Annotated in this window: 16 protein-coding genes; 5 read left to right on the forward strand and 11 right to left on the reverse strand. The window is 72.5% G+C overall.

Translation table 11 applies throughout. The annotated features are described in order from the left end of the window. Window positions 1-94: 94 nt before the first annotated feature. Window positions 95-757: a GNAT family N-acetyltransferase gene (locus GUI43_RS13100; RefSeq protein WP_112698921.1), complete on the forward strand. Its 663-nt coding sequence runs from the start codon at window positions 95-97 to the stop codon at window positions 755-757. A gap of 221 nt (window positions 758-978) precedes the next feature. Here the strand turns inward: GUI43_RS13100 and GUI43_RS13105 are convergent, their stop codons facing one another. From GUI43_RS13105 to GUI43_RS13120, 4 genes are all read right to left on the reverse strand, one after another. Further along, a complete protein-coding gene (locus tag GUI43_RS13105; protein WP_112582130.1) occupies window positions 979-1,677 on the reverse strand; it encodes a TetR/AcrR family transcriptional regulator in 699 nt (232 codons plus the stop codon). After that, window positions 1,640-2,134, reverse strand: a complete 495-nt coding sequence (locus GUI43_RS13110) for a thiol-disulfide oxidoreductase DCC family protein (RefSeq protein WP_112604437.1) — start codon at window positions 2,132-2,134, stop codon at window positions 1,640-1,642. The genes GUI43_RS13105 and GUI43_RS13110 overlap by 38 nt, the downstream gene beginning before the upstream one ends. After that, window positions 2,131-2,685, reverse strand: coding sequence for a hypothetical protein (locus GUI43_RS13115; protein WP_249037735.1), 555 nt, complete (start codon window positions 2,683-2,685; stop codon window positions 2,131-2,133). Before GUI43_RS13115 ends, GUI43_RS13110 begins: the two co-directional genes overlap by 4 nt. 134 nt (window positions 2,686-2,819) lie before the next feature. Further along, a complete protein-coding gene (locus GUI43_RS13120; RefSeq protein WP_112698903.1) occupies window positions 2,820-4,274 on the reverse strand; it encodes a glycoside hydrolase family 3 N-terminal domain-containing protein in 1,455 nt (484 codons plus the stop codon). A gap of 168 nt (window positions 4,275-4,442) precedes the next feature. Between GUI43_RS13120 and GUI43_RS13125 the strand changes: the two genes are divergently transcribed. Continuing rightward, entirely contained in the window at window positions 4,443-5,618 is a 1,176-nt protein-coding gene (locus GUI43_RS13125; protein ID WP_112582127.1) for an ROK family transcriptional regulator, read from the forward strand. 124 nt (window positions 5,619-5,742) lie between these two features. Here GUI43_RS13125 and GUI43_RS13130 read toward each other — a convergent pair whose 3' ends face one another. Both GUI43_RS13130 and GUI43_RS13135 read right to left on the reverse strand, forming a co-directional pair. Next, window positions 5,743-6,756 (reverse strand): ABC transporter permease subunit, encoded by a 1,014-nt coding sequence (locus GUI43_RS13130; protein WP_112582126.1) that lies wholly within the window; start codon window positions 6,754-6,756, stop codon window positions 5,743-5,745. Then, on the reverse strand, window positions 6,753-7,751 hold the full coding sequence (locus GUI43_RS13135) for an ABC transporter ATP-binding protein (protein WP_112698904.1): 999 nt from the start codon (window positions 7,749-7,751) through the stop codon (window positions 6,753-6,755). Before GUI43_RS13135 ends, GUI43_RS13130 begins: the two co-directional genes overlap by 4 nt. A 131-nt stretch (window positions 7,752-7,882) precedes the next feature. Here GUI43_RS13135 and GUI43_RS13140 point away from each other — a divergent pair, with 131 nt between their 5' ends. Then, window positions 7,883-8,725, forward strand: a complete 843-nt coding sequence (locus GUI43_RS13140) for an ABC transporter ATP-binding protein (RefSeq protein ID WP_112582490.1) — start codon at window positions 7,883-7,885, stop codon at window positions 8,723-8,725. A gap of 23 nt (window positions 8,726-8,748) precedes the next feature. Next, window positions 8,749-9,645, forward strand: coding sequence for a ribokinase (locus GUI43_RS13145; RefSeq protein WP_112604428.1), 897 nt, complete (start codon window positions 8,749-8,751; stop codon window positions 9,643-9,645). Between the two features lie 40 nt (window positions 9,646-9,685). Here GUI43_RS13145 and ftrA read toward each other — a convergent pair whose 3' ends face one another. After that, a complete protein-coding gene (gene ftrA / locus GUI43_RS13150; protein WP_112604426.1) occupies window positions 9,686-10,714 on the reverse strand; it encodes a transcriptional regulator FtrA in 1,029 nt (342 codons plus the stop codon). Between the two features lie 70 nt (window positions 10,715-10,784). Between ftrA and GUI43_RS13155 the strand changes: the two genes are divergently transcribed. After that, entirely contained in the window at window positions 10,785-11,243 is a 459-nt protein-coding gene (locus GUI43_RS13155) for a rhodanese-like domain-containing protein (protein WP_112582120.1), read from the forward strand. A gap of 24 nt (window positions 11,244-11,267) precedes the next feature. On the opposite strand, the gene GUI43_RS13160 is transcribed toward GUI43_RS13155, so the two are convergent. The 4 genes from GUI43_RS13160 to GUI43_RS13175 form a co-directional block, all read right to left on the reverse strand. Beyond that, window positions 11,268-11,996, reverse strand: a complete 729-nt coding sequence (locus GUI43_RS13160; RefSeq protein ID WP_112604424.1) for a hypothetical protein — start codon at window positions 11,994-11,996, stop codon at window positions 11,268-11,270. Between the two features lie 47 nt (window positions 11,997-12,043). Then, window positions 12,044-12,433: a DoxX-related protein gene (locus GUI43_RS13165; RefSeq protein ID WP_112582117.1), complete on the reverse strand. Its 390-nt coding sequence runs from the start codon at window positions 12,431-12,433 to the stop codon at window positions 12,044-12,046. Then, window positions 12,430-12,912, reverse strand: a complete 483-nt coding sequence (locus GUI43_RS13170; protein ID WP_091393319.1) for a DUF6232 family protein — start codon at window positions 12,910-12,912, stop codon at window positions 12,430-12,432. Before GUI43_RS13170 ends, GUI43_RS13165 begins: the two co-directional genes overlap by 4 nt. Before the next feature lie 451 nt (window positions 12,913-13,363). Continuing rightward, window positions 13,364-13,843, reverse strand: a complete 480-nt coding sequence (locus tag GUI43_RS13175) for a DUF6232 family protein (RefSeq protein WP_112582116.1) — start codon at window positions 13,841-13,843, stop codon at window positions 13,364-13,366. Window positions 13,844-13,912: the final 69 nt, after the last annotated feature.

Consider the following 13,912-nt stretch of genomic DNA (forward strand, 5'->3'; position numbering starts at 1 on the left):
ACCCCTTTCCCACTCGGCCCTGACGTATCCTGCGCCCGGCCCTGCCGTCCGGCGTACGGTGATCGACGACGGGTCGGGTGACGGGGAGGTGCGCATGCTCGACCGGCGGCTTCACCTGCACCTGGCCAGCTGGCTCGGCCAGTGGCCGGCAGGGCCGGGGTTGCACGTGGTCGCCTCGCAGCGGCGGGCCGAACCGGCCTGGGATGGCCGGCTACGCCCCGCGCTCGCCGTGGACACCGGGCAGAGCGCCGTGCTCTCCGTGGCGCCGGACCGTGTGGCGGCGATTCGCGCGCTGGTTCGCCATACGCCGGCTCGCTTGCTCGCCGCGCTGCCGGAGGCCGTCGGCCGGCCCGAATTCTGCGTACACGACGGTCCCTTCCGGTGGAGCGTGGCGCCCGCCCCGCTGCCCGACGTGGGGGAGTGGACCGAGCCGACCGCCACCGGGCTGCCGCCGTGGCTGCGACTCTTCGACCGGCCGGTGCTGGTGGTCCGTGACCCGGGCGGCGCCTATCTGGCCGGTGCCGGGATCAAGCGGCACGACGCGTACGGGCACGAGTTGGCCGTCGGCACGGTGCCGGCCGCCCAGGGGCATGGCCTCGCCCGCCGGCTGGTGGCCCAGGCGGCGCGGCGGGTGCTCGACGAGGGGGCGGTCCCCACCTACCTGCACGAGCGGGACAATCACGCCTCGGCCCGGGTCGCCGAAGCGGCCGGGTTCCCGGACCGGGGCTGGCGCGCGTACGGGGTCTATCCGCGCTGAGCGGGCATTGGGCGCGGACCGTGGATCCCGGGCCGGATCCACGGTCCGCAACCTCCCCCCAGGCCCCGGTTCCGGGTGTAGCGGCCCCGCCGACGGCGTGCCGCTACGTGTCGATCACGCTACGTATCGAACAGGCTCGGGGCAAGGTTGAAGCTGTCGGTTCGGAGTGTCGAAAAGTGGACTTGACCTGCTGCTTCGCCGGCCGAAGGAGGTCAGCCGGATCAGTGACGGAGCGTGCGAATCAGGTCGAGCACCTGTCGGGTCACCGGCCGCAGGACCCGGAGCCGGGACAGCGCCACGAGCCGGTCGATCAGTGGTACTGCCCCGTCGATGAGCTGGCGGGTCTTGGTCTGGCCCGGCGATCGGTCGTGCACCCAGTAGAGGATCACGCCCATGTACGCGAGCCAGAGCAGCTCGGGCAACTGTGGGCGCAGCTCGGCGTCGACCTTGGCCGTCGAGCCGGTCAACACCTCGCCGAAGAGGTCGATGGCCGCCTGTCGGGGGCCGGAGGACTCCGCGGAGAAGGGGCTCAGCGGGGAGGTTGGCTCGGCCGCCGTCTTGAAGAAGGTCGCCGCGAATCCGTGTGAGGGCGTCAACACGTCGATCCCCGCGTGCAGCACCCCCGCGAGCCGGGGACCGAACGCCTCCTCCCGATCGAGCACGGGCTGCGCGGCGGCCCGGTGCTCGACCTGGGACTGGGCGTAGAACTCCTGAATCAGGTGGTCCTTGGAACCGAAGTAGTAGTAGGCGTTGCCGACCGCGACGCCGGCCTCCTGCGCGATCGCCCGCATGGTGGTCTGGGCGTATCCGCGTTCGCGGAACAGCCGCATCGCGGTGTCCCGGATCAGCTGCCGGGTCTGCTCGCCTCGGGCGGTGGCTGGATCACCCGCAGTGGTCGTCTGCGCAGGCTGCTCGGTCATCGGGGTCACCGTATCCCGCCGGTTCGTCGGTCGGCTCGGCCCACGGGTCGCGGATCCGCTCCCGGATCGCCGACGCGGCGGCCACCGTCTGCCGGGCCAGGGGCAGCAGGTGCGGTCGGGCCAGCCGCTCGGCAGTGGACCGATGGTCGGTCAGCGCCCAGAGGCAGGCGAACCAGGCGCCGTCGCCCGCGTACACCTCGCCGGTGTCGGCGATCACGGTGAGGTCGCGCAGCGTCGCGTCGTGGTCCAGGCCGGGGAAGCGCCGCCGGGCCTCGGCGGACCCGGCCGGCACGAACTCCAGGGGGACGAGCTGGGCGCGGGACGACAACCAGCGGCGGGCGGCGCGGCAGAGTGGGCAGGCCGCGTCGAACAGGACGGTGAACCCCCGGATCCCACCGCCTGCGTGAGCGGTGGGATCCGGGAGCCGACCGACGCCGTCGGTCGGGGGCACGGTCATCGGGTTGGTGGGTTGTTCGTCGGGCCGACGCCCGGTTGCGGACCAGCGGGCTGGGGTCCGGCCGGGTTCGCGCCGGTCGGCTGCGGTCCGCCCGGGTACGCGCCGACCAACTGCGATCCGGGTGGGGTGGACGGCATGGGGAGCCGGCCGATCGGGGCGAGCGGGGGGTGGGTGGCGAGCTGGCGGAGTCGGTTTCGGCGGTAGCGGCCGAGCGCGAAGACGTTGAAGAAGTGCAGCGCGCCGAGCACCAGCAGCACAAAGCCGATCTTGAGAGACAGCTCCTCCATGGCCTGGCTGGTCGAATCGATCGGGTCGGAGTGCTTCATCGCCACCGTGACGTAGCCGAGGTTGAGCAGGTAGAAGCCGACCACCAGGAGGCTGTTGACCGCCCGGGCGAGCCGTTCCTCGGCGAACACCTCCTCCAGGAAGACCTGCCCGTTGCGGGACAGCGCTCGAGCCACCCAGATGGTCAGGCCGACGCTGACCGCGAGGTAGATCACGTACATCCAGACCTTGATGTCCATGTGGACGCCCTTCTTGAACGTGTTCAACTACCGATGTCATCAGACTAGGGCCGATATTGAACATGTTCAAGAAGTGGCGACGAGTGACTGTGGACACTCTGGGGTGGCGCTGGAGCGCGCCATCCGGCCGCGCCTGACGCCCGGCCGGATGGCGCCGTGGCTCAGCCGGCCAGGCCGAGCACCTCGGCCGCCGCGCGACCGTTGGCGTGGCTCGCGCCGTAGGTGGTGACGAAGGCGCGGACGCCCGCGGGCCGCCACTGCGCCGGCCAGCCCATCTCCACCACTGTCACCGGGTGCTGGGCCGCCAGGTCGGCGATCAGCTCCGGGCCGCCGGGCAGCCGGTGCAGGTGTCGTCCGACCAGGACGATGGGACGGTCGCCCGCCAATCCACGCAGCGTGGCCGGGTCGGTCTCGGCGGCGATCACCCGGATCTCCGGCACCCCGTCCAGGTGTGGACCGAGGCCCCACGGCACCCGACCCTCGGCCATCGTCGACTCGGTGTGCAGTTGCACCACCAGTGGCTGGTCCAGGCCGGTGAGCAGGCCATCCACCCGGACCGCTCGACGCGCTGCCGCGTACCCCAGCTCGGGGTCGCCGGTGGCCGGCGACCCGCTGGCGGCCCGGGTCCAGGCGGCGAGATCGGCGGCGCGGCCGGCCGCCTCCTCGACCCGCGCCCTCGCCAGCCGGCCGTCGGCGAGCGCGTCGACGATCTCGGCGGCCACCCGCTCGACCAGTTCGGCGTCGACCTTCGCGCCGATGCAGAGCAGGTCGGCACCCGCGCTCAGGGCGCGGACCGCAGCCGGCCCGACCCCGCCGGCGGCCACCGCGGCACCTTTCATCTCCAGCGCGTCGGTGATGACGGTGCCGGTAAAGCCGTACTCGGCGCGCAGCAGGTCGACCAGGACGGCTCGGCTGAAGGTGGCCGGGTCGGCGCCGGTGAGCGCCGGCACCCGGATGTGCGCTGTCATCACGGCTCGCGCCCCGGCGGCGACGATGGCCGCGAAGGGCGGTAGATCCCGCTGGCGGAGCAGGCCCAGTGGAGCGTCCACTGTCGGCAGTTCGTGGTGGGAGTCGGTGACGGTGGCGCCGTGCCCGGGGAAGTGCTTGGCGCAGGCGGCCACGCCGGCGGCCTGCAACCCGGCCACGGCGGCGGCCGAGTGGGCGGCCACCCGCACCGGATCCGCGCCGAAGGACCGGGTGCCGATCACCGGGTTGTCGTCGGCGGTGTTGACGTCGACAGTGGGGGCGAGGTTGACGGTGACGCCGAGCGCGGCCAGTTCGGCGCCGATCGACTGGTAGACCCGTCGGGTGAGGGCCACGTCGCCGATCGCGCCCAGGGCGGCGTTGCCGGGGTACGGGCTGCCGGTGGCGTGCGCCAGCCGGGTCACGTCGCCACCCTCCTCGTCGATCGCGATCAGCGCATCCGGCCGACCGGTGCGCAGCGCGGCGGTGCTCGCCGCGACCTGCGCGGGGTCGTGCACGTTGGTGCCGAACAGGGTGTGCCCGGCCAGCCCGTCGGCCAGCAGGTCGACCGCCCAGTCCGGCGGGACCGGTCCCGGGTACGCGGCCAGCAGCGTGCCCAGCGCGAGCCGGCGCAGTCCTGGATCCAACCCCACGTGCTTCCCCCTTCGGTGCCCCCGCGAGTACGAAACGTCGTACCGGTGGTGGTCCTGGCCCTGCCGACTCGGCGGAGCGTCCCACCGTCGAGTGGCCGTTACGCTACGGCTACCCGTTCGCAGGTCGGTTTACAGTTAGCAAAGTTTACTAAAACTAGAGGACGTGTCATGAGTGCGACCCGGCTGCCCGGCACCCCCCGTCTGTTGCGGGCGCTCAACGACCGTGCCGCGCTGGAGCTGCTCCTCGAACGCGGCCCGCTGACCCGGGCTCGGCTCGGCGAGCTGACCGGACTGTCGAAGGTCACCGCCTCGCAACTTGTCGAGCGGCTGGAGGAGCGCGGCCTCGTCGCGCGGGTCGGCGAGCAGGCCGGCGGGCGAGGGCCGAACGCCCAGCTCTACGCCGTCCGCCCGGGCAGTGCGCACGTGGTCGGTGTGGACGTCGGACCGGACCGGGTGGTGGCCGCCTGCGCCGACATCACCGGTGCTGTCATCGGGCGGGTGGAGCAGTCGACCCGGGACACCGACGACCCGGTGGGCGTGGTGCACAACGCCGTCGTGCAGGCGGCGAGCAGCGCCCAGGCGCAGCTGAGCAGCGTACGACGGATCGTGCTCGGCACGCCGGGCCTGGTCGACCCCGGCACCGGCGACATCACCTTCGCCTTCAACCTGCCGCGTTGGCACAGCGGTCTGCTCGCCGCGTTGCGGGACGACCTGGATACGCCGGTGGTCTTCGAGAACGACGTCAACCTGGCCGCGGTGGCGGAGGCGCAGTCCGGCGCAGCGCAGGGGCTGTCGGACTTCGTGCTGGTCTGGGTGGGCGCCGGCGTCGGTCTGGCGATCATGCTGGGCGGGCGGTTGCACCACGGCAGCAGCGGCGCCGCCGGCGAGATCGGCTACCTGCCGGTGCCCGGCGCGCCCATCCCGCGCGACGTCTCCCGTCGCGCCAAGCCGGCCTTCCAGCAGCTGATCGGTGCGGACTCGGTACGCGCGGTGGCCCGCGAGCACGGCTACCCGGACGCCGACGCCGCCGAGGCGGTCCGCGCGGCCGTCGCGGCCGGCGCCGACGGGGGCCCGATGCTCGACGAACTGGCCCGTCGGCTCGCGCTCGGCGTGGCCAGCACCTGCGTGGTGCTGGACCCACCGCTGGTCGTGCTCGCCGGCGAGGTCGGCCAGGCCGGTGGCGCTGCGCTCGCGGACCGGGTGCAGCAGGAGGTTGCGGCGATCACCTTGGTCCAGCCGCGAGTGGTGCCGACCGGGCTGACCGAGGAGCCGATCCTGCAGGGCGCGCTGCGCACCGCCCTGGACGCCGTACGCGACGAGGTGTTCGGCTCCACCGTCGGCTGAGCCCGCTGCGGCGGTCATGTGAAGGAATATTTCACCGTGCGTCCGCAGGGTGCAAGCTCTTGCCGGACGCCGGCTTGGCCGTTCCGTCGGGCCGCCCGGACCGGGGCGACCCGACGGCCTCGATTCAGATCAGGTCGCGGCGACGGAACACGGCGAACGCCGCCGCGGTCAGCCCGCCCGTGATCGCCAGCAGCACCAACAGTGCCGGCAGCCAGGTCACCGTGTAGAACCCCTCGCAGTACGGGAAGTCGGTGCTGCCCCGGCAGAGCTGTTCGTCATAGAACCGCGCCCCGCCGTTGAGCCACGCCCCGATGTGGCTGGACAGCATGAACAGGTCCGACTTCCGCGCGTCGACGATCTCCAGGACCAGTCGGGCGCCCAACTCCCAAACCACCGCGTACGCGGCGAGCGCGCCGAGCGCCGCCGAGGTGTGCCGACCCAGCGTGGCGATCGCGAAGCCCAGCGCGGAAGCGAGCAGCACCAACACCAGGCCACGGCCGTGCACCGCACCGAGTGAACGCCAGAAGTCACCGTCCAGCCGGCCCGGCAACCCGGCGGCCTGCCCGATCACCCAGAACGTGGCGAGGTAGACCACCGACGCCAGCAGGGCCAGCACCAGCACCGCGCCGAGCAGGGTGCCCAACTTGGCCGCGAGCACCGTCAACCGACGGGGTCGCCAGAGCAACAGGTTCACCACGCCGCCCGAGGTCAGGTCCGCGCCGATGTAGGAGGCGCCGACCAGGAACCCGAAGAGCACCAGGAACGCGATGAGGAAGTACAGCAGCGGCTGGGCCTGCTCGGCGAAGTTGAACACACCCGGCAGATAGTCGGCGGGGATCGGCAGCCGGTCCTGCCGGATCGGGTCGATCTCCGAGCAGTCGCTGGGGAAGTACCTGTCCGTGTCGGCCGGCAAGGTGCCGCTCTGACGGGCCAGGCACTCCTGGTGGGTGGCCTCCAGATCGCGCCGTGCCTCGGCGGCCTGCGCCCGCGCCGAGCTCATCTCGTCCGCGTTCGGCTTGTGGGAACCGGCCAGTGTCGTCGCCGCCGTGACGGCGAACGCCAACACCAACAGGACGACCATGAGCTGCACGAAGCGACGCGCGGACAGTCGCTCCAACTCGGCACGCACCAGGTTCACGCGTCCACTCCCCGATCAAGGTCGATCACAGCTTCGCCCTGCGGCAGCGACGAGTCGCCGACCTGCCGGGGCACCGACGAATGCTCGTACGCGCCGGTCAGCTCCAGGAAGACGCTCTCCAGATCCGGCCGCAGCGGCGTCAGCTCGCCCACCCACAGACCCTGCTCACCAAGCACCCGGCTGACCACCGTCGGGTCGCTCACTCCGCTCACCACCAACGCTCCGCCGTCCACGACCGCCGTCAGCTCGGCCGCGTGCAGCAGCTCGACGGCCCGCTCCGGCTCGGCCACCCGGACCAGCAACTCGTGCCGGTCGTGGCCCGCCAGCACCTCGTCCACCCGACCGGTCGCGACCCGCCGCCCCCGAGAGATGATCGTGACGTGGTCGCAGATCAGCTGGATCTCGCCCAGGATGTGACTGGACACCAGCACCGTCACCCCGTTGGCCGCCAGCGACCGCATCAGGTCCCGCATCTCCCGGATGCCCGCCGGGTCCAGCCCGTTCGCCGGCTCGTCCAGGATGAGCAGCCGCGGGTCCTTCAACAGCGCGGACGCCACCGCCAGACGCTGCTTCATGCCCAGCGAGTAGCCCTTCACCCGCTCATCGCCCCGGTCGTCCAGGCCCACCAGATCCAGCACCTCGTCCACCCGCGAGACCGGCACCCCACCCGCGCGGGCCAGCAACCGCAGCGTGCGGTAGCCGGTGAAGTTGCCGAAGAACTGTGGGCTCTCCACGATGGCGCCGACCTGCCCCGCCACCCGGGGCAGCAGCTCCGGCGACGGTTCACCGAGCACTGTCATCCGGCCGCTGTCGGCGCGGACCAGCCCGAGCAGGGCCCGCAGCGTGGTGGTCTTGCCCGAGCCGTTGGGGCCCAGGAAACCGTGGACCTGGCCCGCCTCGACCAACAGATCGAAGCCGTCCACCGCCACCCGTCGGCCGCTGCGCAGGCTGTGGAAGGTCTTGCGCAGACCCTCGATCTCGATGACCGCGCTCATCGGCGCGGCTCCGTACGTCGACGGGGCATGGGCCGTCCTTCGGGCTTGGTGATCAATGACACGGCGCTTCACCCTATGGCTGAGGTGCCGCCCATGGGGGGCACCCCGGCGCTGCGTGGTTGGATGGTGTGGTGACTGGTGACCTGATCCCCGGCGCTGCCGACGCCGCGCCTGCCGCCGCTCTCGTGGACCCGGATCTGGTGGTCAGCCTCGACGGCGTCGGCGTACGCCGCTCTGGCACCGCCCTCCTACAGGACCTGACCTGGCGCGTCGAGCTGGACGAGCGGTGGGTCGTGCTCGGCTCCAACGGTGCCGGCAAAACCACACTGCTCAACCTCGCCGCCGGTCGGCTGCACCCCACCACGGGTGTCGCGCACGTGCTCGGCGAGCGGATCGGCCGCACCGACGTCAACGAGCTACGTACCCGGATCGGGCTCACCACCGCGGCGATCGCCGAGCGGCTGCCCGCCGACGAACGGGTCAGCGACGTGGTGGTGACCGCCGCCTGGTCGGTGGTCGGCCGCTGGCGGGAGAACTACGACCGCGGCGACGAGGCGCGGGCGCGGGCACTGCTCAGTCAACTCGGCGTCGGTGGCCTCGCCGAGCGCCGCTACGGCACCCTCTCCGAGGGTGAGCGCAAGCGGGTGCAGATCGCCCGTGCCCTGATGACCGACCCGGAGCTGCTGCTGCTCGACGAGCCCGCCGCCGGGCTCGACCTGGGTGCTCGGGAAGACCTGGTCGCCCGACTGGCCGAGCTGGCGTACGACCCCGACGCCCCGGCGATGGTGCTGGTCACCCACCACGTCGAGGAGATCCCGCCCGGGTTCACCCACGCGATGCTCCTGCGCGAGGGCGGGGTGGTCGCCCAGGGTCTGCTCGCCGAGACGCTGACCGGTGACAACCTCTCCAAGACCTTCGGGCTGCCACTTGTGGTCGAGCGGTCGGGCGACCGCTTCACGGCTCGCGCCGCCTGAGCGCCGGACAGGCGGAGACGGCCGTGCCGCAGACCCGGGTTGCCGTGGTGGGCAGCGCCAACATGGACCTGGTCGCGATGGCACCCGCGCTGCCTCGACAGGGCGAGACCATGCTCGGTACCGACTTCGTGATGGTGCCCGGCGGCAAGGGCGCCAACCAGGCCGTGGCCGCGGTCCGGGCCGGCGCCTCCTGCGCCTTCCTCGGCGCGATCGGCTCGGACGCCTTCGGGGTCACCCTCAAGGCCCGCATCACCGCGGCCGGCGTGGACACCAGTCAGCTTCGCGTGGTCTACGGCGCCTCCGGGGTGGCGCTGGTGATGGTCAACGCCCAGGGGGAGAACGCCATCGTGGTCACCCCCGGCGCGAACGACGCGCTGGTCGGCCTCACCGAGGAGGAGCTGGCCACGGTGCGCGGGGCGGACGTCCTGGTCGCCCAACTGGAGATCCCGGTGCAGACCGTGACGGCTGCCGCGGTGGCCGCCCGCGAGGCCGGCACGAGGGTCATCCTGAACGCCGCCCCGGCGCGGGACCTCCCACCCGAGTTGCTCGCCGCCGTGGACCTGCTGGTCGTCAACGAGGGCGAGGCGCAGGCGCTCGCCGGCAGGGGTCGGGAGGAGCCGCGCGCGCTGCTCGACCTGACCCCCCGGGCCGTGCTCACTCTCGGCGGTGAGGGCGCCTGGTACGTCGACCGGGACGGCACCGAGGTGCACGTGCCGGCGGTACGGGTCGACGTGGTCGACTCCACCGCCGCCGGTGACGCGTTCACCGCCGCGCTGGCCGTCGGCTGGGGCGAGGGGCGCGACCTGGTCGACGCGGTGCGTTGGGCGTCGGCGGCCGGCGCTGCCTGCGTCCGCAAGCTCGGCGCCTCGGTGGCCCTACCGCAACGCGCCGAGATCGACGAGCTGTACGTACCGGCCTGAGCGGCGTTCCGCGCTGGGTCGGCGTGAGCGCGTAGGCGGGTTACGCCCGCTGGCCCGCACCGGTGCGGAAGGCCCGGCGGTACGCCGACGGTGAGGTCAGCATGACCCGGCCGAAGTGGTGCCGATAGGTCACCGGCGTGTCGAAGCCCACCGCGCGCGCGACCTGCTCGACCGAGGCGTCGGTCTCCTCCAGCAGGGCCAGGCTGGCGCGGATCCGCTGGTCGATCAGCCAACGGATCGGGCTGGTCCCGGTGGCTCGGGCGAAGTGCCGCAGGTAGGTGCGGGACGACATGTGCGCCCGCCCGGCGAGCTGGGCCACGCTCAGCGGCTCGGCGAGATGGGCGAGCGCCCAGTCGATGCTGCCAGCGATCCGGTCGTCGTCCGGGTCGGCGGGTACCGGCGCCTCGACGAACTGGGCCTGCCCGCCGTCGCGGTGCGGCGGTATCACCAGCCGTCGAGCGACCGCGTTGGCGATCGCCGCGCCATGGTCGCGCCGGATCACGTGCACGCAGAGGTCCAGCCCGGCCGCGCTGCCAGCACTGGTGAGCAGGTCACCGTCATCGAGGTAGAGCACGTCCGCGTCCACCTCGACCCGCGGGTACCGCCGCGCCAGCAGTTCCGCGTACCGCCAGTGGGTAGTGGCCCGCCGACCGTCCAGCAACCCCGCCCCCGCCAGCGCGAACGCGCCCGAGCAGATCGACATGATCCGGGCACCGCGCCGGTGTGCCCGGCGTAGCGCGGTGATCAGCTCGGGCGACGGGTCAGCGGTCACGTCCGGCACGCCGGGCACGATCACCGTCCGCGCCGTGGCCAGTTCGGCCAGACCGTACGGGGTGTGCAGGCTGGCCCCGCCGACCACCGGCACCGGCCCCGGCTGCTCGGCGCAGAGCACCAGGTCGTACCAGTCGACGTCGAACTCCGGCCGGGCGAGCCCGAACACCTCGGTGACGATGCCGGTCTCGAACACCGACATCCCCGGGTACGCGAGCACGGCGACCCGGTGCGCGGCCGCCGGTCGTCGGGGCGCTGGCAGCAGGCGCGGGCCGGCTGTCGTGGCCGGAGTCGGCATGGCGGGATGTTAGCGCAGGACGTCGTTCCCGCCACTCGTCCCGAGGGGGCATCGTGCCGAGGATCGGTGCATGACCTTCACCTTCGCCGTTCCGCCGGCCGATCCGGCCACCGCCGCCGCCTACTTCCGCAATCGGCTCAGCGTCGAGACCGACGTCAGTGACGTGCACGCCGACCTGTCGGCCCGTACCCCGGGTCTGGTGGTCGTCGATTCTCGGGGCGCGGCTGCCTGGGCGCAGGGGCACCTACCCGGCGCGGTGCACCTTCCCACCGCCGAGATCGCGACCCGGGCAGCGGACCTGATCCCGCCGGGCTCGGCGGTGGTGACCTACTGCTGGGGTCCGGGCTGCAACGGCGCGACCCGGGCGGCGCTGGAGTTCGCCCGTCTCGGTCATCCGGTGAAGGAGATGCTCGGCGGGTTCGAGTACTGGGCGCGGGAGGGGCTGCCGGTGGTGACGGAGGCCGGGGTGACCCGGCGACCGGTCGACGACCTCACCGCACCCAGCACGACGATCACCTGCGACTGCTGAGCCACGGCGCAGCCGGGCGAGAGCTCAGCCGACGGGCTCGTCGGTGAGCTTCTCGCCGCGTCGGCGCAGCATGCCCAGCCCGGGGATGCCGGCCACGGCGAGCTTGAGGTCGCGGGTCACGTCCAGCAGGTCGTGCAGGTCCGGCCCGACCCGGTCCAGTGTGGCCAGGATCGGCAGGATGTCCGCCGTCAGGTGTTCCTTGAGCTTCGGCAGCTCGTCGATCAGGTGAATCGCCGCGCTGATCTCCTCGTGGCTCAGTTCCTCGACGAACCGGCCGGCCATCGGCGCGGCCCGGCGCAGCGCCGGCTCGTACGCCGCCAGCAGCTCTGCCGCCGTCGCGGCGGCCTCCGTCGCGGTGCCCACGGTGGTGGCGGCGCGGTTCGCGACACGGTCGGCCTCGGCGACCACAGTGCCCGCCGCCCGGGAGACCCGTTCGGCCTCGTCGACCACCACGGCGGCGGCGGTGGCCACCTCGGTTGCCGTGTCGATGGCGGTGGTCGCGGCGGCGCTGATGACTGCCACCTCGCGAACCGCGGCCTCGGCGTCAGTGAGCACCTGGTCGGTCCGGTCCAGGGTCGTCTCGATCCGGTCGACCACGCCGTTGATCCGGGCCAGCAGCGCCTCCACCCCGTCCAGCACCGCGAACGCGCGGGCGGGCACGGCCGCCATCGAGGCCGCAGAGCCGAGCGCCTGGTCGAGAGCGGAGCGGGTCAGGCCGACCACGGCGGCCGGGGTGGGGAGGGGAATCGCCATGGGGTCAAGTGTGCGTCGGCCGTGCCACAACCGCCCGACGGAGCCGGTCAGCGGGGCCGTTGAGCGGCGGTGTCGGCGCGGGCCACCCGCAGCGCCCACCAGATCAGCGGCACCTGCAACGGCACTCGGCCGTACGCGATGGCCCGCTTCGTCGGGCGTCGGTGCCGCCAGTCCACGGCCATCTTCACGTTCGCCGGCAGGACGGCGACGAAGAGTGCGGCGGCTGCCCGACCGCCGGCCCGCCGGGTGGTCGGGTGCGCCACGGCCGCCGCCACCGCCAGCTCGGCCACCCCGCTGGCGTACGTCCAGAAGCGGGCCGGCCCGGGCAGCGCGCCTGGCACGATCGGGTCGTACACGCCGGGTCGTAGCAGGTGGGTGACGCCGGCCGCGGCGAGCAGGCCGGCCAGCGCGACGGCCTCGCGGCGGCGGGTGGTCATCGATGGTCCCCCTGCTGTTCGACGGCGCGCTGCACGGCCCGGTAAATCTGCCCGAACCGTAGCGCGTCCGGGGTGCGCACCAGCAGGTCCTCCCGACCGTGGTGCTGCACCCACAACTCGTGCACATGGTTGCCGCGCTCGTAGGAGCGGTCCAGCCAACCCAACGGGATTTCCAAGAACGGCATCAACGCCAGCGCCCCCACCGCGCACGCGGCGAGGATGATCAGCGCCAATTGCCAGTTGCCCCGGTCCTGCGCGGACCAGGCCAGTGACAGCACGCAGACCACCGCGACCAGCGGCGGCAGCGAGAGCAGCAGGACCAGGACACCGCGCCCCAGCACACGGCCCCGGACTGCGAGGGTCTTCTGCCCCCGGTCGTGCCAGACGAACGTCACGTCGGACAGGGCGATCACGTGACCGCCCGCCCGGATCGACTCGGAGGTCACCTGCACCGCGTCGTCCCGGTAATAGAGGGTCATCACTAAGCCTAACCACCGCCAGGCAACCTTCGCCTCGCTCGGACCTTGGCACTTGGCCTTCTTCGCAGAGGATCGGCCCTTGCTCACAGAGGATTCGACGGAGGCCGTCCGGCGGGTAGAGGTGACGTCGCGGCGGTCCTTTGGAGCTGAACCGTCTGCGATATCACGCGTCGCGTCGCGTTGCGGCGTTGCGGCGTTGCGGCGTTGCGGCCTTGCGGCCTTGCGGCCTTGCGGCCTTGCGGCCTTGCGGCCTTGCGGCCTTGCGGCCTTGCGGCACCGCAGGCTCCCCGGTCTGATTCGTTTGCGATATCAGCTCCATAGGCACTGCAGGAACGCTGCGCCCGCTGTGTCCGCGTCCGCTGTGTCTGCGTCCGCTGTGTCCGGCTGGCGAGCGCGGTCCCTGCGTGACGGCCGGCCCCGGTCAGGTCGGGACGTGAAGCGGAACCAGGGGCTAGCGGCGCGTGACGGGGTGGGCCGGCTGGCTGTGCTCTACCGCGCGCTGCACCGCCCGGTAGATCTGCCCGAAGCGCAGCGCGTCACCCGTGCGCAGCAGCCGCACCGGCTGACCCCGCCAACGGGCCCAGATCTCCAGTTGGCGGCTGCCCCGGGCGTACGAGCGGTCCAGGTGTTCGAAGAGGAAGTCGGCGACCGGCCCGACGGCCAACCCGACCAGCACCGACGCGCCGACGATCGCGATCGTCACGGTGGGTGAGCGGTGCAGCCAGACGGCTACGGCGATGCCGAGCACCGCCGCGACCAGCGGGCCGGCGAGCGCGGCGCCGATCGCACCCCGTCCCACCAGCACTCGCCAGGAACGGGTGCCCCGGCGGTGCCAGATCATGGTGATGTCGGCCAGCTTGTAGCTGCGACCGTCGACACTGACGGTGGTGGAGGTGACCTGCACCGACCTGTCGTCGTAATACGTGATCATGGCTGGACTCCCGCCCACGGGGCTGACACCACACTACTTACCCAAACGAGCCGGGTCGTAAGGTTGGCA

The sequence above is a fragment of the Micromonospora noduli genome (assembly GCF_003264365.1).
Classification (GTDB): Bacteria; Actinomycetota; Actinomycetes; order Mycobacteriales; family Micromonosporaceae; genus Micromonospora; species Micromonospora noduli.